Source organism: Tardiphaga sp., assembly GCF_025356345.1.
GTDB lineage: Bacteria > Pseudomonadota > Alphaproteobacteria > Rhizobiales > Xanthobacteraceae > Tardiphaga.
Genome location: NZ_JANXTC010000017.1, coordinates 1 through 16,102, shown reverse-complemented (window position 1 = coordinate 16,102; position 16,102 = coordinate 1). Strand labels below are relative to the sequence as shown.

15 protein-coding genes are annotated in these 16,102 nt (G+C 63.0%); 9 read left to right on the top strand and 6 right to left on the bottom strand.

What is annotated here, in order from left to right; all coding sequences use genetic code 11:
- Positions 1-64 precede the first annotated feature (64 nt).
- The 4 genes from Q0S16_RS00755 to Q0S16_RS00740 all read left to right on the top strand — a co-directional run bounded on the left by Q0S16_RS00755 (position 65) and on the right by Q0S16_RS00740 (position 5,405).
- Positions 65-520 carry a GatB/YqeY domain-containing protein gene (locus tag Q0S16_RS00755; protein WP_295843956.1) on the top strand — a complete coding sequence of 152 codons (456 nt, stop codon included), beginning with the start codon at positions 65-67 and terminating at the stop codon, positions 518-520.
- A gap of 372 nt (positions 521-892) precedes the next feature.
- Complete coding sequence (locus Q0S16_RS00750; protein WP_295843954.1) at positions 893-2,029, top strand: hypothetical protein; 1,137 nt, start codon at positions 893-895, stop codon at positions 2,027-2,029.
- 760 nt (positions 2,030-2,789) lie between these two features.
- Entirely contained in the window at positions 2,790-4,061 is a 1,272-nt protein-coding gene (locus Q0S16_RS00745; RefSeq protein WP_295843952.1) for a hypothetical protein, read from the top strand.
- Between the two features lie 111 nt (positions 4,062-4,172).
- Entirely contained in the window at positions 4,173-5,405 is a 1,233-nt protein-coding gene (locus Q0S16_RS00740) for a TAXI family TRAP transporter solute-binding subunit (RefSeq protein ID WP_295843951.1), read from the top strand.
- 67 nt (positions 5,406-5,472) lie between these two features.
- Here the strand turns inward: Q0S16_RS00740 and Q0S16_RS00735 are convergent, their stop codons facing one another.
- Positions 5,473-7,110 (bottom strand): fatty-acid--CoA ligase, encoded by a 1,638-nt coding sequence (locus Q0S16_RS00735; RefSeq protein ID WP_295843950.1) that lies wholly within the window; start codon positions 7,108-7,110, stop codon positions 5,473-5,475.
- 101 nt (positions 7,111-7,211) lie between these two features.
- On the opposite strand from Q0S16_RS00735, the gene Q0S16_RS00730 reads away from it, so the two are divergent.
- Positions 7,212-8,288: an extensin family protein gene (locus tag Q0S16_RS00730; protein ID WP_295843949.1), complete on the top strand. Its 1,077-nt coding sequence runs from the start codon at positions 7,212-7,214 to the stop codon at positions 8,286-8,288.
- Positions 8,289-8,445: 157 nt separating this feature from the next.
- Here Q0S16_RS00730 and Q0S16_RS00725 read toward each other — a convergent pair whose 3' ends face one another.
- Complete coding sequence (locus tag Q0S16_RS00725; protein ID WP_295843947.1) at positions 8,446-9,132, bottom strand: L,D-transpeptidase; 687 nt, start codon at positions 9,130-9,132, stop codon at positions 8,446-8,448.
- Positions 9,133-9,402: 270 nt separating this feature from the next.
- Positions 9,403-10,083 carry a L,D-transpeptidase gene (locus Q0S16_RS00720; protein ID WP_295843945.1) on the bottom strand — a complete coding sequence of 227 codons (681 nt, stop codon included), beginning with the start codon at positions 10,081-10,083 and terminating at the stop codon, positions 9,403-9,405.
- A 401-nt stretch (positions 10,084-10,484) separates the two neighbouring features.
- On the opposite strand from Q0S16_RS00720, the gene Q0S16_RS00715 reads away from it, so the two are divergent.
- A complete protein-coding gene (locus tag Q0S16_RS00715; RefSeq protein WP_295843942.1) occupies positions 10,485-11,465 on the top strand; it encodes a magnesium transporter CorA family protein in 981 nt (326 codons plus the stop codon).
- A 185-nt stretch (positions 11,466-11,650) separates the two neighbouring features.
- Positions 11,651-11,845 carry a hypothetical protein gene (locus Q0S16_RS00710; protein WP_295843941.1) on the top strand — a complete coding sequence of 65 codons (195 nt, stop codon included), beginning with the start codon at positions 11,651-11,653 and terminating at the stop codon, positions 11,843-11,845.
- Positions 11,846-11,998: 153 nt separating this feature from the next.
- Here Q0S16_RS00710 and Q0S16_RS00705 read toward each other — a convergent pair whose 3' ends face one another.
- Together Q0S16_RS00705 and pdxH are read right to left on the bottom strand one after the other, a co-directional pair.
- Complete coding sequence (locus Q0S16_RS00705; protein WP_295843940.1) at positions 11,999-12,754, bottom strand: SDR family oxidoreductase; 756 nt, start codon at positions 12,752-12,754, stop codon at positions 11,999-12,001.
- Between the two features lie 29 nt (positions 12,755-12,783).
- Positions 12,784-13,449, bottom strand: coding sequence for a pyridoxamine 5'-phosphate oxidase (pdxH, locus tag Q0S16_RS00700; protein WP_295843937.1), 666 nt, complete (start codon positions 13,447-13,449; stop codon positions 12,784-12,786).
- A 14-nt stretch (positions 13,450-13,463) separates the two neighbouring features.
- Between pdxH and Q0S16_RS00695 the strand changes: the two genes are divergently transcribed.
- Positions 13,464-13,994 (top strand): RT0821/Lpp0805 family surface protein, encoded by a 531-nt coding sequence (locus Q0S16_RS00695; RefSeq protein ID WP_295843935.1) that lies wholly within the window; start codon positions 13,464-13,466, stop codon positions 13,992-13,994.
- A 115-nt stretch (positions 13,995-14,109) separates the two neighbouring features.
- Positions 14,110-15,066 (top strand): DnaJ C-terminal domain-containing protein, encoded by a 957-nt coding sequence (locus Q0S16_RS00690; protein ID WP_295843934.1) that lies wholly within the window; start codon positions 14,110-14,112, stop codon positions 15,064-15,066.
- Positions 15,067-15,167: 101 nt separating this feature from the next.
- On the opposite strand, the gene Q0S16_RS00685 is transcribed toward Q0S16_RS00690, so the two are convergent.
- The gene (locus Q0S16_RS00685) at positions 15,168-15,938 is read right to left on the bottom strand and encodes an anti-sigma factor (RefSeq protein ID WP_295843931.1); all 771 of its coding nucleotides are present in this window, start codon (positions 15,936-15,938) and stop codon (positions 15,168-15,170) included.
- Positions 15,939-16,102 lie beyond the last annotated feature (164 nt).

Sequence of the window (16,102 nt, the reverse complement as noted above, 5' to 3'; positions counted from 1 at the left end):
TTTCGACCTGGTGTTGAGCCGGTCTTGACCTGGCGCCGCCCTCGCGGCCCATGAAGGAGACGCTATGCTGCGCGATGACATCAACAACGCCGTCAAGGACGCGATGCGGGCCAAGGACGAGCGCAAGCTGTCCACCTTGCGGATGGTCAACTCGACGATCAAGAACGCTGACATCGAGGCCCGTGGCCAGAGCAAACCGCCGCTGTCGGACGGTGACCTGTTGAGCGTGCTGCAAAAGATGATCAAGCAGCGGCAAGAATCGGTTGAACTCTACGACAAGGGTGGCCGTGCCGAACTCGCTGACCAGGAGCGCGAGGAGATCGCCATCATCTCGGCCTATCTGCCGCGGCAGATGTCGGAGGACGACGTCAAGGCCGCCATCTCGGCGGAGATCGCCGCGAGCGGCGCCGCCGGCATCAAGGATATGGGTAAGGTGATCGCGACGCTCAAATTGAAATATGCCGGTCAGATGGATTTCGGCAAAGCCAGCGGATGGGTGAAAGCCGCGCTGACCGCCTGATTTTGAGCTGAACGAGACGTGGACCCACGGCGATTGCCCCTCCGGCAGTCGCCGTTTCCGGTTGTTGGTGAATGCCGCCACAACTTTGTTAGTTAACCATTATTGAATGGTTACGATTGCTTTCCCGCTAACTCTGGCTAAGTTTCAAAGGTTCTTAAATACCACAGGAAGGCGTCCTGACGGAGGAGGCGGCCGTGGAGACGTGCGGTATCTCGGCCTTCGCGGCGCTCGTCGCCGGTATGGCGGTCCTGCGAAAAGGCAGGATTCTGGTTCAATTCTCTGTGGCGGTCTTCACGTCTGTTTGAACGTTGCAAGGCATCTGCGGCGTGGCGTAGCCGCGACCTTCGGGTGACATCTGAGAGTGAGGATAGCGTGAGCAAGCCTGATAAACGCAGCTACATCGGTCCCAACGACCCGCTGTATTATGCTCCGCGTGAATTTCGCGAACGCGCCGACGAACCGTCGGCTTCCGAGGCGCCGGCTCATGCCAATGACTGGCCGGAGCGCCCGAGATCAGCCGAGACATTTTTGAGACAGAGCGCCGGACGGGATGTTGTCCCACCGCGAATGGCGCGCCGCGACCAGGCGGATGGTTTTGCCAGGGCCGTTGTTGCGCAGGACGTCGGTCGCCCGGCCTACCGCAACGCGCCAGCACTCCACGATCAACCTGCGACAGAACCGGCCGGACGTTTCGGTGGCATGACGCGACTGGTCAGCGTGGTGGTCGCCGTCGCCGCCGCGCTGCTTGTCGTCTGGGCGATTATTGCGTTTTGGTCGCCGAATGATTCATTGGCCGAAAAGGCCTCACAACGCCGGGCGCCGCCAACATTGCTGGTCCAGGAGGGCCGCGGTAGCGGCGGAGACGCGCTCCCGCTCGGGGTCAGCGTCAACGCCGCCGCTCCAGGCACCAGCGTCGTCGTTACCCGGTTGCCCTCCGGCGCTCGCCTGACCGTCGGCAAGCGCATCAATGCGAGCCAATGGCGCGTCTCCGTGCCTGACCTTGCCATTGCCGCGGTGGAGCCGCCGGACGGATTTGTCGGCGAGATGAACCTGGTGGCTGAATTGCGTAACGCCGACAACGTCGTGCTGGTCAGCAGCCTGTTGCGTCTTTCCTGGACGGAGGTGCCGGCTCTCACGTCGGCGCTCACTTCGATGCCGGCGTTTCTGCCGGCGCCGCAGCCGGCGGTTGCGCCGCCGTCGCCTCCAAAGGAGGTGTTCCGCAAACTCGCGCCGCAGGAAATAGCAATGCTGTTTCGACGCGCGCAGGAACTGCTTGGCAACGGTGATTTTCAGTCGGCGCGGCTCATGCTGGTGCGTGCCGCCGAAGCGGGTGACGCCGGCGCGGCGCTCGCGCTCGCCAAGACCTACGACCCGGTCATGTTGCGAAAATTTGGCATCCAGGGTCCGCTGCCGGATCTGGCGCAGGCCCGCGACTGGTATCAAAAGGCCAAGGAGTGGGGCGAGCCCGCGGCGCAGGCGCAACTCGATGCGCTGGCAAGGCTGCCCTGACATCGCATTGCCGTTGGCTGACATAATCAAGCAGCGGCGCTGACCGATTCAACCCGCGGCTGGCTGACCGGTGAAGGCAATTGCGTGGGACCGCTGGTCAGGCATTCCTGCGAATTGAAAACCGGACTTTGCCATCCTTCGATCTGAATTCGGAAAATGCTCGCCGCGCGCCGCGACCACAGGCTCGTCCCGGTTTCGCCCGACTTTTTTACCCGGAATGCCGTTCACCGGACGGATAGCTAAAAACACGGCTTCGCTCGCTTGGCGTTGTGATGCCGTGCGATGGCACGGCTATTCACGACAGCGCCGACACTTGTGTACTTGATTAGTACTTTTCAGCTAGGACAGCAGCGTTGATGTCACGACGAATATGTATTTAAAATTTTCGATAAAAAATGCTGCAAGAATCTTAAATTGCGTTGCAATTCTTCATTAACGCAACTCGCAGATTCCACAGTTTGGCCGGAGTTTAGCTTAAGTTAGGACACGAAGCCCTTCGTGGTATGCGGTATGATGATCACGCACCGGAAGCGTGTCTGGTACCGGGTTACGAATTGGGGGCAGTTCAATGAATTTATCCAAAAACCAGACAACATCCAACGCGCGTCAACGCGGCACGTTCCATTGCACCGGCGGCTTTCAGCTCCCGACTTCACCTTGATCAACGATTGATAATCTCGTCAGCACCTTTTCAGCAAATCACAGCGTCGTGTCGTTTCGCGGTGATTTTCAGTGAACATCGCCGCCCAAGGAGTTTTTCATGAGTAGCTTGATGAGCGACAATATGGACCCCAACAGTCCACTGTATTACGCGCCGCGTCGGCTGCGTCAGCCGGGCGATCAGACTCCGGAAGCTCCCCAGGGACGTGGCCAGGCGTCGCGACAACCGCAGGCTGCCGAGGTGACGCAATTGTGGCGCAACGGTACGCCGGAGGAGGTCGCGCGCAACCCGTCGAAGATCTTCGAAGATGCCGTGTCAAAAGCGCTGCAGGAATCGCTGGAACCTGAGCAAGTTCATTCATCCTCGATCCTGGATCGCAGGGAATCCCGAGGCCTGTTCGGATCGACCGGAAAATTGATCGCCGCCGCCAGTGTGGCCGCGCTGATCGCGCTGTTCTTCGTCGTGGTCCTGCCGATGATCCGGACGACCGCTGCTCCGGGCGAGGCGGAGGCGGGGGTGTCGGTCTGGCAGCAGCTTCGGGCATCGCTATTCCCGGCGCCGCAACGCAAGCTGTCTTCGACGCTGGTCGTCAGCGACCAGAGCGGACCTTTCAACGAGCCGCTCGAACTCGGGATCAACGTCACGGCGCCGACCAGCGGCGGTTCGGTGATCGTTAGCGGTCTGCTGACCGGCAGCCGTCTCACCACGGGCAAGCGGGTTGGTGCCAATGAGTGGCGTATCCCGGCGCTGGAAGTCGCCGGCACCTCGGTGATTCCACCCAATGACTTTGTCGGCCAGATGAATCTGAGCGCGGAACTGCGTGGTGCCGACGGCGCCGGCATGGTCGCCAGCAATTTCCGCCTGGTCTGGACGGGGGCCAATGCTTTTGCCCCGCCGCCGGTGCCGGTTGCCGCGCCGACTCCGCGGCCGTTGAACATCGCCCAGCCGGTTGTGCCGCCGCCGGCGCCGCAGGTAGTTGTACCTATGGCCTCGTTCGCGCCGCCTCCGCCAGTCGCCGCCCCGGTGACAGTGCCGGCCCCGGCGCAACTTGCTGCGATGCCGGTGACATCGGCGGCGCCGGGCGTTAGGAATCTTGATCCGAACGAGATCGCCAGCCTGATCCGGCGCGCTCAGGAACTGGCCACTTCCGGCGATTTCCTGCCGGCGCGGTTGCTGCTGCAGCGCGCGGCGGATGCGCGAAGCGCGCGTGCCGCCTCCATCCTGGCCGAGACCTATGACCCGATTGCGTTGAAGCGGTTTGCCAACGGGCCGCTGCCCGATGTGAATATCGCACGCAGTTGGTACAGGAAGGCCAAGGAGTGGGGCGCGCCTGATGCGCAACGCCAGCTTGACGCGCTCGAGGCCTACTGAGCGCGCCACCCGCGGCCATCGTCACTGAATTGAACTTTTTGCCGGCGTCTTATTTGCGCGCCGTTTCCGCACGCGTGATCGATCGCGTTCATTTCTGGGGGGCTTCGGAATATGACAACAGCACTGCGTTTCTTGAAGAGTACGGTGGCCGCGCTCGCGGTTGCGGCGACCTCGTGGGCCCTCACGGCCACGCCGGCTGCGGCGCAGGCCAAGGAGCTTGACCCTGCGTCGGTCAGCGAAGGGTTGAAAGCAATTTTCAACTACCGTACCGACAACAAGGCCATCAAGGAAAGGCTCAACCTCAATACCATCACCGTCGTATTGGGGCCGCTCGGCGGAACCTATTTGAACATCGGCGCGGACCTCTCCACCATTCTCGACGATGAAGAGAACTTGCGCGTGTTGCCGGTGGTCGGAAAAGGCTCGGTCAAGAGCATTGCCGATATTCTGTTCCTGCGCGGCGTCGATCTCGGCATCGTACGCGCCGATACGCTCGATTATCTGGAGCGCAAGGGGTACGTGAACAACATCAAGCGGCAGTTCACCTACATCACCAAGCTGTACAACGAAGAGGTCCACGTCGTCGCCGGCAGGTCGGTGAAGCGGATGCAGGACCTCGACGGCAAGCGGGTGGCGATCGATCTGCCGGATGGCGGCACCTTCATCACCGCCAGCACCATCTTCGAACGCCTCGGCATCAAGCCGATCTATTCCTACATGGAGCAGCGGCTCGCCCAGGAGAAATTGAAGAAGGGCGAGATCGATGCCTTTGTCGCCGTGCAGGGTACGCCCTCACGCTCGGTCGGTCAGATGACCGGCGAATTCCATCTGGTGCCGATCGAGTATGCCGGGCCGTTGCAGGCCGACTACTTCCCGTCGGTCCTCAAGGCGGAAGACTATCCGACGTTGCTACAGCCTGGCGAACGTATCGACACGGTCTCGGTGGCGGCCATTCTGGCCGGCTACAACTGGCCCGCCAACACTGAGCGCTATCGTAAGATGGAGCATTTCGTTCAGATCTTCTTCGACAAGTTCAAGAACTTCCAGCAGCCGCCGTTCCACCCGAAGTGGAAGGAAGTCGCGTTGGGCGCGCCGCTGAAGGGCTGGGAACGGTTCAAACCGGCGCAGGACTGGCTCGACTCGCACGCCGCGACCGCTTCCGGTGAAGTGCGCGGCAAGTTCGACCAGTTCCTGGCGTCGCGGTCGATGGCCCCCGGCACCCGGGCCGCGCTCACGCCGGACCAAAGCGAAGCGCTGTTCCAGCAATTCCTGAAATGGCAGATCACTCAGACCGCGCCGCGCCCGGCGGTCGCACGCCCCCCGGCGGCGGCGCTGCCGCAGTAAGCTGATAGGGCCACAAAAAAGCCCGGCCGTGAGGCCGGGCTTGTACCCATGATAACCTGGTTCGATGTTACGCGCTCTTGGCGCCCGCCGTCGGCAGACTGTAGGTCTTGAACTGGTCGCGCAGCGCGGTCTTCAGGATCTTGCCGGTGGCGGTGTGCGGGATCGCATCGACGAAAACCACATCGTCCGGCATCCACCATTTGGCGATCTTGCCATCCATGTATTTCAGGATGTCCTCGCGCGTGGCGGTCTGCCCGGCCTTCAGTTGCACGATCAGCAGCGGCCGCTCGTCCCACTTCGGATGATAGACGCCGATCACCGCGGCCTCCGCGACCTGCGGATAACCGACCGCGAGATTCTCCAGATCGATCGAGCTGATCCACTCGCCGCCGGACTTGATGACGTCCTTGGAACGATCGGTGATCCGCATATAGCCGTACTGGTCGAGGGTGGCGACATCGCCGGTGTCGAAATAGCCATCGGCGTCGAGGATGTCGGTTTCGACGCGGTAATAGGCTTTCGAGACCGCGGGGCCACGTACCATCAGCCGGCCGAAGGTCTTGCCGTCCCACGGCACTTCCTTGCCGGAATCGTCGGTGAGCTTCATCTCGACCATGAACGGCGGGTAGCCCTGGGTCGACAGGATATCCAGCCGGGCGTCGCCGTCGAGATCCTTGAACTGGCCTTGCAGGCCACAGACGGTGCCGAGCGGGCTCATCTCGGTCATGCCCCAGGCATGACGCGGCTCGATGCCCATGTCGGCGAACGCCTTGATCATCGAGCGTGGCATAGCCGAGCCGCCGCACACCACCACCTTGAGGTCGGGAAGCTTGACGTTCTCCTTGGCCATGTACTGCAGCAACATCAGCCAAACCGTCGGCACGCCGGCGGTATAGGTGACCTTCTCGGTGCTCATCAACTCATAGACCGAGGCGCCATCGAGCTTGGCGCCGGGCATCACCAGCTTGGTGCCCATCGACGGCGCCGAGAAGGCAATGCCCCAGCTGTTGGCATGGAACAGCGGCACCACCGGCAGCATGGTGTCCTTCGACGTGGTACCGAGCGCGTCGCCATTGTTGGCGATCAGCGCGTGCAGCACGTTGGAGCGATGCGAGTAAAGCACGCCCTTGGGGTCGCCCGTAGTGCCCGAAGTGTAGCACATCGCCGCCGCTGTATTCTCGTCGAAGCTCTTCCATTTGAAGTCGCCGTCGACCTCGTTGATCCAGTCTTCATAGGCGACGACGTTCCTCAGCGTAGTGTCCGGCATATGCGCGCGGTCGGTGAAGACGATGTAGCGTTCGACGGACGGAAGCTGGTCGGCGATCTTTTCAAGGATCGGGATGAAGGTCAGGTCGGTCATCACGATGCGGTCCTGCGCATGGTTGATGATCCAGGCAATCTGGTCCGGGAACAGCCGCGGATTGACGGTGTGACAGATGGCGCCGATGCCCATAATGCCGTACCAAGCCTCGAGATGACGCCAGGTGTTCCACGCCACGGTGGCGACGCGGTCGCCGAGTTGAATGCCCTCGCGGTCGAGGCGCTGCGCGACTTTCAGCGAGCGCGCGCGAATTTCGGCGTAATTGGTGCGATGAATGGGGCCTTCGATCGAACGGGTGACCACTTCGCGTTCGCCATGGACCTTGGCAGCGTGATCGATAATCCGATGACAAAGCATAGGCCAGTCTTGCATCAACCCGCGCATTCGAACGTCCCTCCGTCTTTTCATTGTCCACGCCGGCGTCGCCGCGAGGCGTTCTTGTCCAGGGCCTTGTCGAACAAGGTGCTGCCGAGCAAGGTCTTGCCATGAAGTCTAGCCTGCGGGAAGCGGCCCGGAAATGGCCATCTGGCGGCTTCGGCTGCGACCAAAGAACAATGGCCATCGTGCTGACATTGCTGGTGGTTGCGGCGCCGGCGCAGGCTTACCTGACGGCGGGGCGAACGCCGCTGCCGCGACCGCGCCCGGCCGAGGCGCCGGCGAACAAGCAGGCCACGCCGCCAGCCGAGGCTGACCAGCCGGCCGAGCCGGACAAGCCGGCGGCGGAACAGGGGGCGGCCGCGCCGTCGCCACCGTCGGCCTGCCGCCTGGCGCTGACCGATGCGATCGCGATTGCGCCCAGCGTGCCCGATATCAAGGGGCCCGGTGCCTGCGGCGGTCCGGACATGGTGCATCTGGAAGCGGTAATCCTGCCGGACCGGACGCGAGTGCCGTTGAAGCCGGGCGGTACCATGCGTTGCTCGATGGCCACCGCGGTGGCCGACTGGATCCGTACCGATATGGCGCCGCTTGCCGCCAGCCTTGGCACCAGGCTCGCCGAACTCGACAATTTCGATTCCTTCGACTGTCGCGGCCGTAACCGCGTGGTCGGCGCCAAGATGTCGGAGCACGGCCGCGCCAATGCGCTCGACGTGCGCGGGCTGAAGCTCGCCAATGGCGAGTCGATCGCGCTGACCGAGCGTGCAACGCCGCGCGAGTGGCGCGAGCAGGTTTTGCTGTCGGTTTGCACGCGGTTCACCACCGTGCTGGGACCGGGATCGGATGGCTATCACGAGGACCACATCCACCTCGATCTTGCCGAGCGCCGTGGCAACTACAAGATCTGCCAGTGGAACATCTGGGACCCGATGCCGCAAATCGCGCCGCTGATGCCGGCGGTGCGTCCCGACGAGGCGCCACCCCGCGAGACCGCTGAGACCAGGCCCGATGAAACCACGCCGGCCGAAGCCGCCCCTGAACAGCCGGCCGCCACGGCGCCCGTTGCGGCCGAGCCGGAGCCGGAGCCCGAGACCGCTGAGGCCGAGCACCCGCCGGTCAAGCCGACGCCGAAACCCAAGCCTCGAAAACGCCGCGCGCCGCCGTCGCCGTTCAGCTTTTCGCGCTGAGTTTGGTTGCTTCTTGAAGTTGCAACGAAGTGCGCTTTTTCCCCTCCCCTTGCGGCCTGCGCAAATCACTGACGTTGAGAGGCCTATGCCAAATAGCGCCAAATAAAAAAGCGCCGGAAAATCCGGCGCTTTTCAAAACACTCAGCTTTTGTCGAAATCAGTACGGCGTGCCGCCATTGCCCTGCAGCGCCAGCTTGGAATTATAGGGCGAGTCGCCCTGCTTGGGCTCCAGTACCACCACCACGGCGCCTGACTTGACGCGGCTGTAGAGGTCGATGACGTCTTCATTGGTCATGCGGATGCAGCCCGACGAGATCGAGGCGCCGATATATTCCGGCTGGTTGGTACCATGGATGCGGAACAGGGTGTCGCGATTGCCCTGGTACAGATACAGCGCGCGGGCGCCGAGCGGGTTGTCGACGCCGCCGGGCACCTGGGCCGGCAGGCCTTCGATTCGCGCGTGAATGTCCTTGGTTGGCGTCCACTTAGGCCATTCGGCCATGTTGCCGACGCGGGCGACGCCGGAGAAGGCCAGGGCTTCCTCGCCGACGGTGATGCCGTAGCGGATCGCCTTGCCGCCATCCTGCACGTAGTAAAGATAGTGGTTATCGGAATCGACCAGGATCGAACCAGGCAGCTCCTTGCGGTGATAATCGACAATGGCACGGCGAAACGGTTCGGCGACAGTGACCTTGGCGTAGCGCGCCTTGGCGAGCTGGGCCTTGTCGGCCGGCTTCAGGCTGGCTTCCGGCGCGGCCTGGAAAGTGGTGGACGTCTGCATGCAGCCCGACAACATCAGGCCCACCGCTACGACAAATCCCAGTTTCATCTTGAGAGACAACATTTCAGTGTTCCAATGACCGGCCAGCACCAAGGTTGCGCTGTAAAAGCTGCAAATACCTTGATGATGATTATCGACGACGCCGCATTTTTTCCAGCACTTCCGCGTCCTTGCTGCGATGCGGTGCACCAGCTGTGGCGGAATTGTCGCAATCTGGTGCGGAGGCGCGGCGTTATGCGTCAGAATTTTTCGTAAGGCTGCGTCCGATGGCGCAGTTCGCGCATAAAAAAGCGCCGGCACAGCCGGCGCTTTCAGATCGTTGAGTCGCATCGCTCAGAATGGCGTCCCGCCGGCGCCTTGCAGCGCCAGTTTGGAATTGACCGGCGAGTCGCCCTGCTTGGGCTCCAGCACGACGACGATGGCCCCCATCTTGACGCGGCCATAGAGGTCGATGACGTCCTCATTGGTCATGCGGATGCAGCCCGAAGAGATCGAGGCGCCGATATATTCCGGCTGGTTGGTGCCATGGATCCGGAACAGGGTGTCCTTGCCACCGGAATACAGATACATCGCGCGCGACCCCATCGGATTGTCGGGGCCGGGCGCCACGAAGGTCGGCACGCCCAGGCGCGAGATTTCGCCCGGAGTCGGATGCCAGGCCGGCCATTCCGCCATCATGCCAACCTTGGCGACGCCGGAAAATGCCATCGCGTCTTCGCCGACGGTGATACCGTAGCGGATCGCCTTGCCGCCATCCTGAACGTAATACAGATAGTGATTGTCGGAATCGACAACGATGGACCCCGGCAGTTCCTTGCGGTGATAATCGACGATGGCGCGGCGGAACGGCTCTGCGACGGGGGTCTTCGCATAGGAGACCTTGGCGAGCAGTTCCTTGTCGCGCGGCTTCATCATCTTGTCCGAGGAGACCTCATAGGTGGTAGCCTGCATGCAGCCCGACAGCATCAGGCCCGCAACGGCCAACAAACCTATTTTTACCGTGAAAGACGACATTCAATAATTCCAGTACAGGCCGGCGCTTGAACTCGCTGTCGCGTTGCGGACGCCGCGCCGACACGATCCCGCTGAAAAGAAGTATCTCCGAAACGGGTTGGATTTCCAGCGCTTACATGCTGTCAACAGCCGGAAGCGGCCACTCTGTGTCCAAATTGTCGCAGGGTTGGCCGTGCCTGGATCAAAACCCAGGCGCGCGACCCGCATCCCCTGGGCGGCGATCCCGTGGGCGGTTATCCGGCTGCGGGAAAAGTCACAGCGCCGTGACGCCGGGCCGACCGGGCAGGGGTTGGCGGGCTGCGATAAGGCTGTCATGACCGCTACGTCGGCTTCGGCCAGGGTCGGCCATCCCATCCGATTCGCGCCACGCTGCTTGCGCCCTGTTCATTCCCGGAGTTGCCATGCTCGCTGTCTTCACGCCCCTGGAAACCACCCTGACGAAGTCCGAACCCACCGACCTCGCCGTGTTGCCCGAGGATGCGGTGTGGATCGACCTGATGAAGCCGTCGCCGGGCGAGGACCAGGCTGTCGAGCGACTGGTCGGTATCGCGGTTCCGACGCGTGAGGAGATGCAGGAGATCGAGATTTCGAGCCGCCTCTATATCGAGAACGGCGCCCGCTACATGACGGCGACTTTGATGTGCGCGGCCGATACCGACTCGCCGCGGATCACGCCGGTGACTTTCATCCTGTCCGGTCATCGCCTGGTCACGGTGCGCTATGACGCGCCCAAACCGTTCGCGCTGGTGGAGAGCAAACTGGCGCGCGGCATTCCGCCCGGCGCCAATGGCGAGACGGTGCTGCTGGAACTGCTCGACGCGGTGATCGACCGCTGCGCCGACATTCTGGAGCGCGCCGGTGCCGACGTCGACCAGGTCAGCCACGACATTTTCGAGCCTGACGAGTCGATGCGCACCGGTCATGCCAAGCGCTATTCGGAAATCCTGATCGTGATCGGCCGCAAGGGTGACCTGACCTCCAAGGTGCGCGAGAGCCTGGTCTCGATCGGCCGCGTCGTCACCTTCGTCACAGCGGAAGCCGACGGCGTCAAATGGTCGAAAGAGATGCGCGCGCAGCTGAAAACCATGCAGCGCGACGTGTCGTCGCTGACCGACCACGCCTCGTATCTGTCGAACAAGATCACCTTCGTGCTCGACGCCATGCTCGGCGTTGTCAATCTCGAGCAGAACAACATCATCAAGCTGTTTTCGGTGATGGCGGTGGTGTTGATGCCACCGACCCTGATCGCCTCGGTCTACGGCATGAATTTTCGTATCATGCCGGAATTGCAATGGGAACACGGTTATCCGATGGCCCTGATCATGATGCTGTTCGCCGCGGCGCTACCGTATTTGTTCTTCAAGTGGAAGAAGTGGCTGTAGTTAGAATCAGAGGTTGCGCGCGCAGATATTTACCGCGACGAATTGCGTAGTTAATCAACTATACTGCGACTACCGGCGGTCATGTGTCCGTAGCAACAATTCTAACGGTAAAATTTGAGCTTTTCGCTGAACGGTTGAGCGAAGAATTTGCTGTCATAAAGGTCGCGCAAGCGATGAGGATAGCCATGACTGACAATATCGATACCACGGGACGCAACGTCGTCGACTTCCTGCTCTATCAGCAGCTGCGCAACGGCAGGGCGGGCGCGATGTCGGCCCGGGCCTGCCTTCATTGCGGCGCGGCGTTGGCCGACGGCGAATCCGAGACGGACTGCTCCACGCTTGACGCCGCGCTGCCGCGGCGGTTGCGCGCGGATTGAGCGGGAACGCAGGGATGCGATCAGACTGCGAAGCCGGCTGAAAGGCAGACTCGGAACCCCGACCCGATTTGGCGATCCCCGGCTTCCCGTCACCCAGTCGCCGCGGCTGAGATCCACGCGCGGTTCGCACAGCGTCGCCCCGCGACGGGCGTGCTAGACGTGCTGGCCGCCATTGATGTGGATCTCGGCGCCGTTCACATATGAACTGGTCTCGCTGCACAGCACATAGATAATCTTGGCGACTTCGTCGGGGGTGCCGAGACGGTTCAGAGGGATCTGCTCGGCGACGATCTTGTCGGTGCCGGGCGACAGGATCGAGGTGTCGATCTCGCCCGGCGCGATGGCGTTGACGCGCACGCCGAGGCGGCCGAAATCCGACGCCATCTCGCGGGTCAGCGACGCCAGCGCCGCTTTCGACGTCGCATAAGCGGCGCCGGCGAATGGATGCACGCGGGAGCCGGCGATCGAGGTGACATTGACCACCGAGCCCTTGGCCGCGGTCAGTTCCTTGATCAGCCCGCGCGCCATCATGATCGGCGCGAAGAAATTGACCCGGAACACATGGCTCCAGGCGTCGACGTCGGTATCGATCGAGCCCATCCGCTTGCCGCCTTCGGCCTTCGGCGAGATCGCGGCATTGTTGACCAGCGCATGCAGCAAGCCGCCGTCGAGACGTTCCTTGATCTCGGCGATGGCGCGGGTGGTGTCGTCGTGGTCGGCGAGGTCGACCTGGATATGGTCTTCGGGACCGGCGTCCCACGGGCAGACCTCCGGGAACGGATGCCGCGAGCAGGTCAGCACCCGCCAGCCGGCACTGGAAAACCGCATCACGGTGGCGTGGCCGATGCCGCGGCTGGCGCCGGTCAGCAGCAAGGTACGCCGCGGCGCGTTGGAATCGGTGGTCGGCATGCCAGCAGGTCTCGTCTTGTTGGGTCGACTCACGGGTAGAGCCTCACCTTGGTCCAGGAAGTGTCGGGCGACGCAGCTTCCGCGCCCGCCTGGTCGCGGCGGAATTCGATGCGGTCGTGCAGCCGGAACGGGCGGTCATGCCAGAATTCGAAACGCCGCGGCGTGATGCGGAAGCCGGTCCAGCCTGGCGGCCGCGGCACGGCACCGAGGATGTGCTTGGCGGCCTCCCTGGCGATCGCCTGCTCGAAGGCAAAGCGGCTCTCCAGCGGCTGCGACTGCTTGCTGGCCCATGCGCCGATCTGCGCCTGCTTCGGCCGCGAGGCAAAATAGGCGTCGGCCTCGGCCTCGGTGACGGGAGTGACCGGCCCGCGAACCCGCACCTGGCGGCGCAGCGACTTCCAGTGAAACAGCAAAGCCGCCTTGGGATTGCCGGCGAGTTCCTGGCCCTTCTGGCTGGCGGTGTGGCTGTAGAAGACAAAGCCGTCGGTATCAAAGCCTTTCATCAGCACCATCCGCACATCGGGCAGGCCGTCGGCATCGACGGTGGCCAGCGCCATCGCGTTGGGATCGTTCGGCTCGGAAGCCTGCGCCTCGGCAAACCATTCGGCAAACAGCGCAAAAGGCTCGAAGGCCGCCGTAAAATCACCGGACGTTAACGGAGTTGGGTCTTTGATGGGAGTGGTCGTGTCGGTCATGTCCGGAGTTCCGTTTGCGTTGGCCAAGTGCCCAGAACCTGCTGAACATCCTGCATAGGCCAGCCCTATATAGGACACGGCAACGCAATGGCCTACCGGCGATCTGCCGGCTTGGCACCGCGCTTACAGCTATTCTGATCGGCGGCGGCGTGGGCGCCGGGCTTGGTGGCTGCAGCCTCAGTCGAAACGAATCGGCCTTTGCCCGGATGGAAGGTGGCGACGTCACCGGCTCGATCGCCGCGGCCAGCCAGGCTGTCACCTACGAACCGACGGAGGCCGATCTGGTGCTGGCCCGCACCGCGGCATCCGATGTGTTGACCAAGGGCGGCAAAGATTCCAGCCAGCCGTGGGAAAATCCGACCACCGGCGCACGCGGCTCGGTGACGCCACTGTCGTCCTCCTATACGGCGGATGGCCGGACCTGTCGGGATTTCCTTGCCAGCTACGTCAACGGCACCTCGGAAAGCTGGCTACAGGGCGCCGCCTGCCGCGCCGAACACGGTCGCTGGGATGTCCACACGCTGAAACCTTGGCGCCGCGGCTGATTTGGCCGAGATCAGGCTTGCGTTTCTCGTTGCAAAAATGACACGAAGACCCCAGATGAAGGTCAAGCGGGCCAGTGCCCGCATTTCGTAGTTTTGTCTGAAGGAGAGAAGACGGATGCGCGACCCCTATGAGGTCTTGGGGGTGCAGCGGGGCGCCAGCGCTGCGGCGATCAAGAGTGCCTACCGCAAGCTCGCCAAGAAGCATCATCCCGACAATAACCGTGACGATCCGAAGGCCGCAAACCGGTTTTCGGAAGTGAATTCGGCCAATGAAATCATCGGCGACGAGGACAAGCGCAAGGCGTTTGACCGCGGCGAGATCGATGCCGACGGCAAGCCGAAATTCCAGGGCTTTCCCAGCGGGCGCGCCCCGTCGCAGCCCGGCTTCGAAAACGCCTTCCGCGGCGGCCCCGGCGCGCAGCAGGGCTTTGGCGGCGGCGGCTTCGAGGACATTCTCAACAGCATGTTCGCCGGCGGCGGCGGGCCGCGCGGGGCCCGCGGCCCGCAGAATTTTGGCTTCGAGGGCGGCGGCATGGCCGCGCCAGATCTCGATATCGCCGTCACCATGGCCGTGACACTGGAAGAATCGGTTCAGGGCACCGAGAAGCGGGTGCGGCTGTCGACCGGCAAGGAATTGAACGTCAAGATCCCGGCCAGCGTCACCGCGGGCCAGCAGATCCGGCTCAAGGGGCAGGGCGAGACCGCGCCCGGCCATCGGCCCGGCGACCTGATGATCACCGTCAGCATCGCGCCGCATGCGTTCTTCAAGATCGATGGCAGCGACTTGCGCGTCGAGCTGCCGGTGACGCTTTATGAGGCGGTCCTGGGCGCCAAGGTGCGCGCGCCGACCCTGTCGGGGGCGGTCGAGCTGTCGATTCCGAAGAACACCTCGAGCGGTCGCATCTTCCGCCTCAAGGGAAAGGGTCTGCCGAAGCCGGGCGGCACGCCCGGCGATCTCTACTTCACCACCCGCGTCATGCTGCCCGATGGCCACGATGCCGAGCTGGAAGCGCTGATGCAGAAATGGCGCGACGACCGGCCGTATAATCCACGGAGTGATCTCGAAAGGTGAGTCGTAGGATGGGTTGAGCCTCTGGCGAAACCCATCGCCTACCGACGAAGCGTGATGGGTTTAGCGAAGGACTCAACCCATCCTACGCCCGCTACGAAAACTCAGCCCCCGACTTTCTCCGTCTGATCATATACCAGCCGCGCCACCTGATTGAGCCGATCCTTGTCGGTCGGGCCGGACAGCACATAGCCAATGCCCTTGTCGGCCCAGAACAGCGCGCCGTCCTTGTCCTGCGAGGCGTAGCGCATCTGGGTCGTGTCGGTGGTGGCGCGCGAGGTGTACAGCGTGTAGCGCTCGCCAGAGCCACTTTCATACATGAAGAACGCGGCGGGCGCTTCCGGGCCGGGCAGCAGCCGGCCGCCGACCAGTTTCAGCCCGGTGCCGTCGAGTTCCGGAGCCTTGATGGCGTAGCCGACGCGCTTTGACAGCCACTGCTGCAGATGGGCGCGCTCATTGCCTGCGACCTCGACGGGGTGACGGACCTCGACCACATAGAGCCGATGCGCATCCAGCGCATCCACCGTAAAGTGCTGGAAGGCCGACGGCGTCGCCGCGGCGCCATGTGCGAACCAGCCGACGCTGCCACCTGCGATGAACGCCACCAGCGACGCGGCGATGGCGCCATAGATCCACGACCGCGGCTGCTGCGCCAGCCGCTCGATCTCGAGCCGCTTGGGCACCACCTCGTCCGCGACAGAATCGTAGCGCGCATGCAGCAGTTCGGCCATCGAACGCCATGACTCCACCCGCGCCGCCTCGTCGGCATGCGCCGCAAGCCACGCCTCGACATCGCCGCGACGCTCGGCCGGCAACTCGTTGTCGACGAAAGCGTGCAGTTCGTCTTCGGTGACGGGCATGTGGGGTACGGTCATCGGCGTGGTCTCGGGTGGGTCATGGTCGTTTCGGGCCGGCGCTGCTTTCTTCTTCCTTCTCCCCTTGTGGGAGAAGGTGGCCCGGACGAAGTCCGGGTCGGATGAGGGGTTCTGCACTCGCGATTACCCCTCACCCGTCCGCGCTGCGCGCGGCCACCCTCTCC

What these genes read in the sequence shown, in the direction of transcription:
- Q0S16_RS00755 (WP_295843956.1), top strand. Translation starts at nt 65, where the DNA reads ATGCTGCGCGATGACATCAACAACGCCGTCAAGGACGCGATGCGGGCC.
- Q0S16_RS00745 (WP_295843952.1), top strand. Translation starts at nt 2,790, where the DNA reads ATGAGTAGCTTGATGAGCGACAATATGGACCCCAACAGTCCACTGTAT.
- Q0S16_RS00740 (WP_295843951.1), top strand. Translation starts at nt 4,173, where the DNA reads ATGACAACAGCACTGCGTTTCTTGAAGAGTACGGTGGCCGCGCTCGCG.
- Q0S16_RS00735 (WP_295843950.1), bottom strand. Translation starts at nt 7,110, where the DNA reads ATGCGCGGGTTGATGCAAGACTGGCCTATGCTTTGTCATCGGATTATC.
- Q0S16_RS00730 (WP_295843949.1), top strand. Translation starts at nt 7,212, where the DNA reads ATGAAGTCTAGCCTGCGGGAAGCGGCCCGGAAATGGCCATCTGGCGGC.
- Q0S16_RS00725 (WP_295843947.1), bottom strand. Translation starts at nt 9,132, where the DNA reads ATGTTGTCTCTCAAGATGAAACTGGGATTTGTCGTAGCGGTGGGCCTG.
- Q0S16_RS00720 (WP_295843945.1), bottom strand. Translation starts at nt 10,083, where the DNA reads ATGTCGTCTTTCACGGTAAAAATAGGTTTGTTGGCCGTTGCGGGCCTG.
- Q0S16_RS00715 (WP_295843942.1), top strand. Translation starts at nt 10,485, where the DNA reads ATGCTCGCTGTCTTCACGCCCCTGGAAACCACCCTGACGAAGTCCGAA.
- Q0S16_RS00710 (WP_295843941.1), top strand. Translation starts at nt 11,651, where the DNA reads ATGACTGACAATATCGATACCACGGGACGCAACGTCGTCGACTTCCTG.
- Q0S16_RS00705 (WP_295843940.1), bottom strand. Translation starts at nt 12,754, where the DNA reads ATGCCGACCACCGATTCCAACGCGCCGCGGCGTACCTTGCTGCTGACC.
- pdxH (WP_295843937.1), bottom strand. Translation starts at nt 13,449, where the DNA reads ATGACCGACACGACCACTCCCATCAAAGACCCAACTCCGTTAACGTCC.
- Q0S16_RS00690 (WP_295843934.1), top strand. Translation starts at nt 14,110, where the DNA reads ATGCGCGACCCCTATGAGGTCTTGGGGGTGCAGCGGGGCGCCAGCGCT.
- Q0S16_RS00685 (WP_295843931.1), bottom strand. Translation starts at nt 15,938, where the DNA reads ATGACCGTACCCCACATGCCCGTCACCGAAGACGAACTGCACGCTTTC.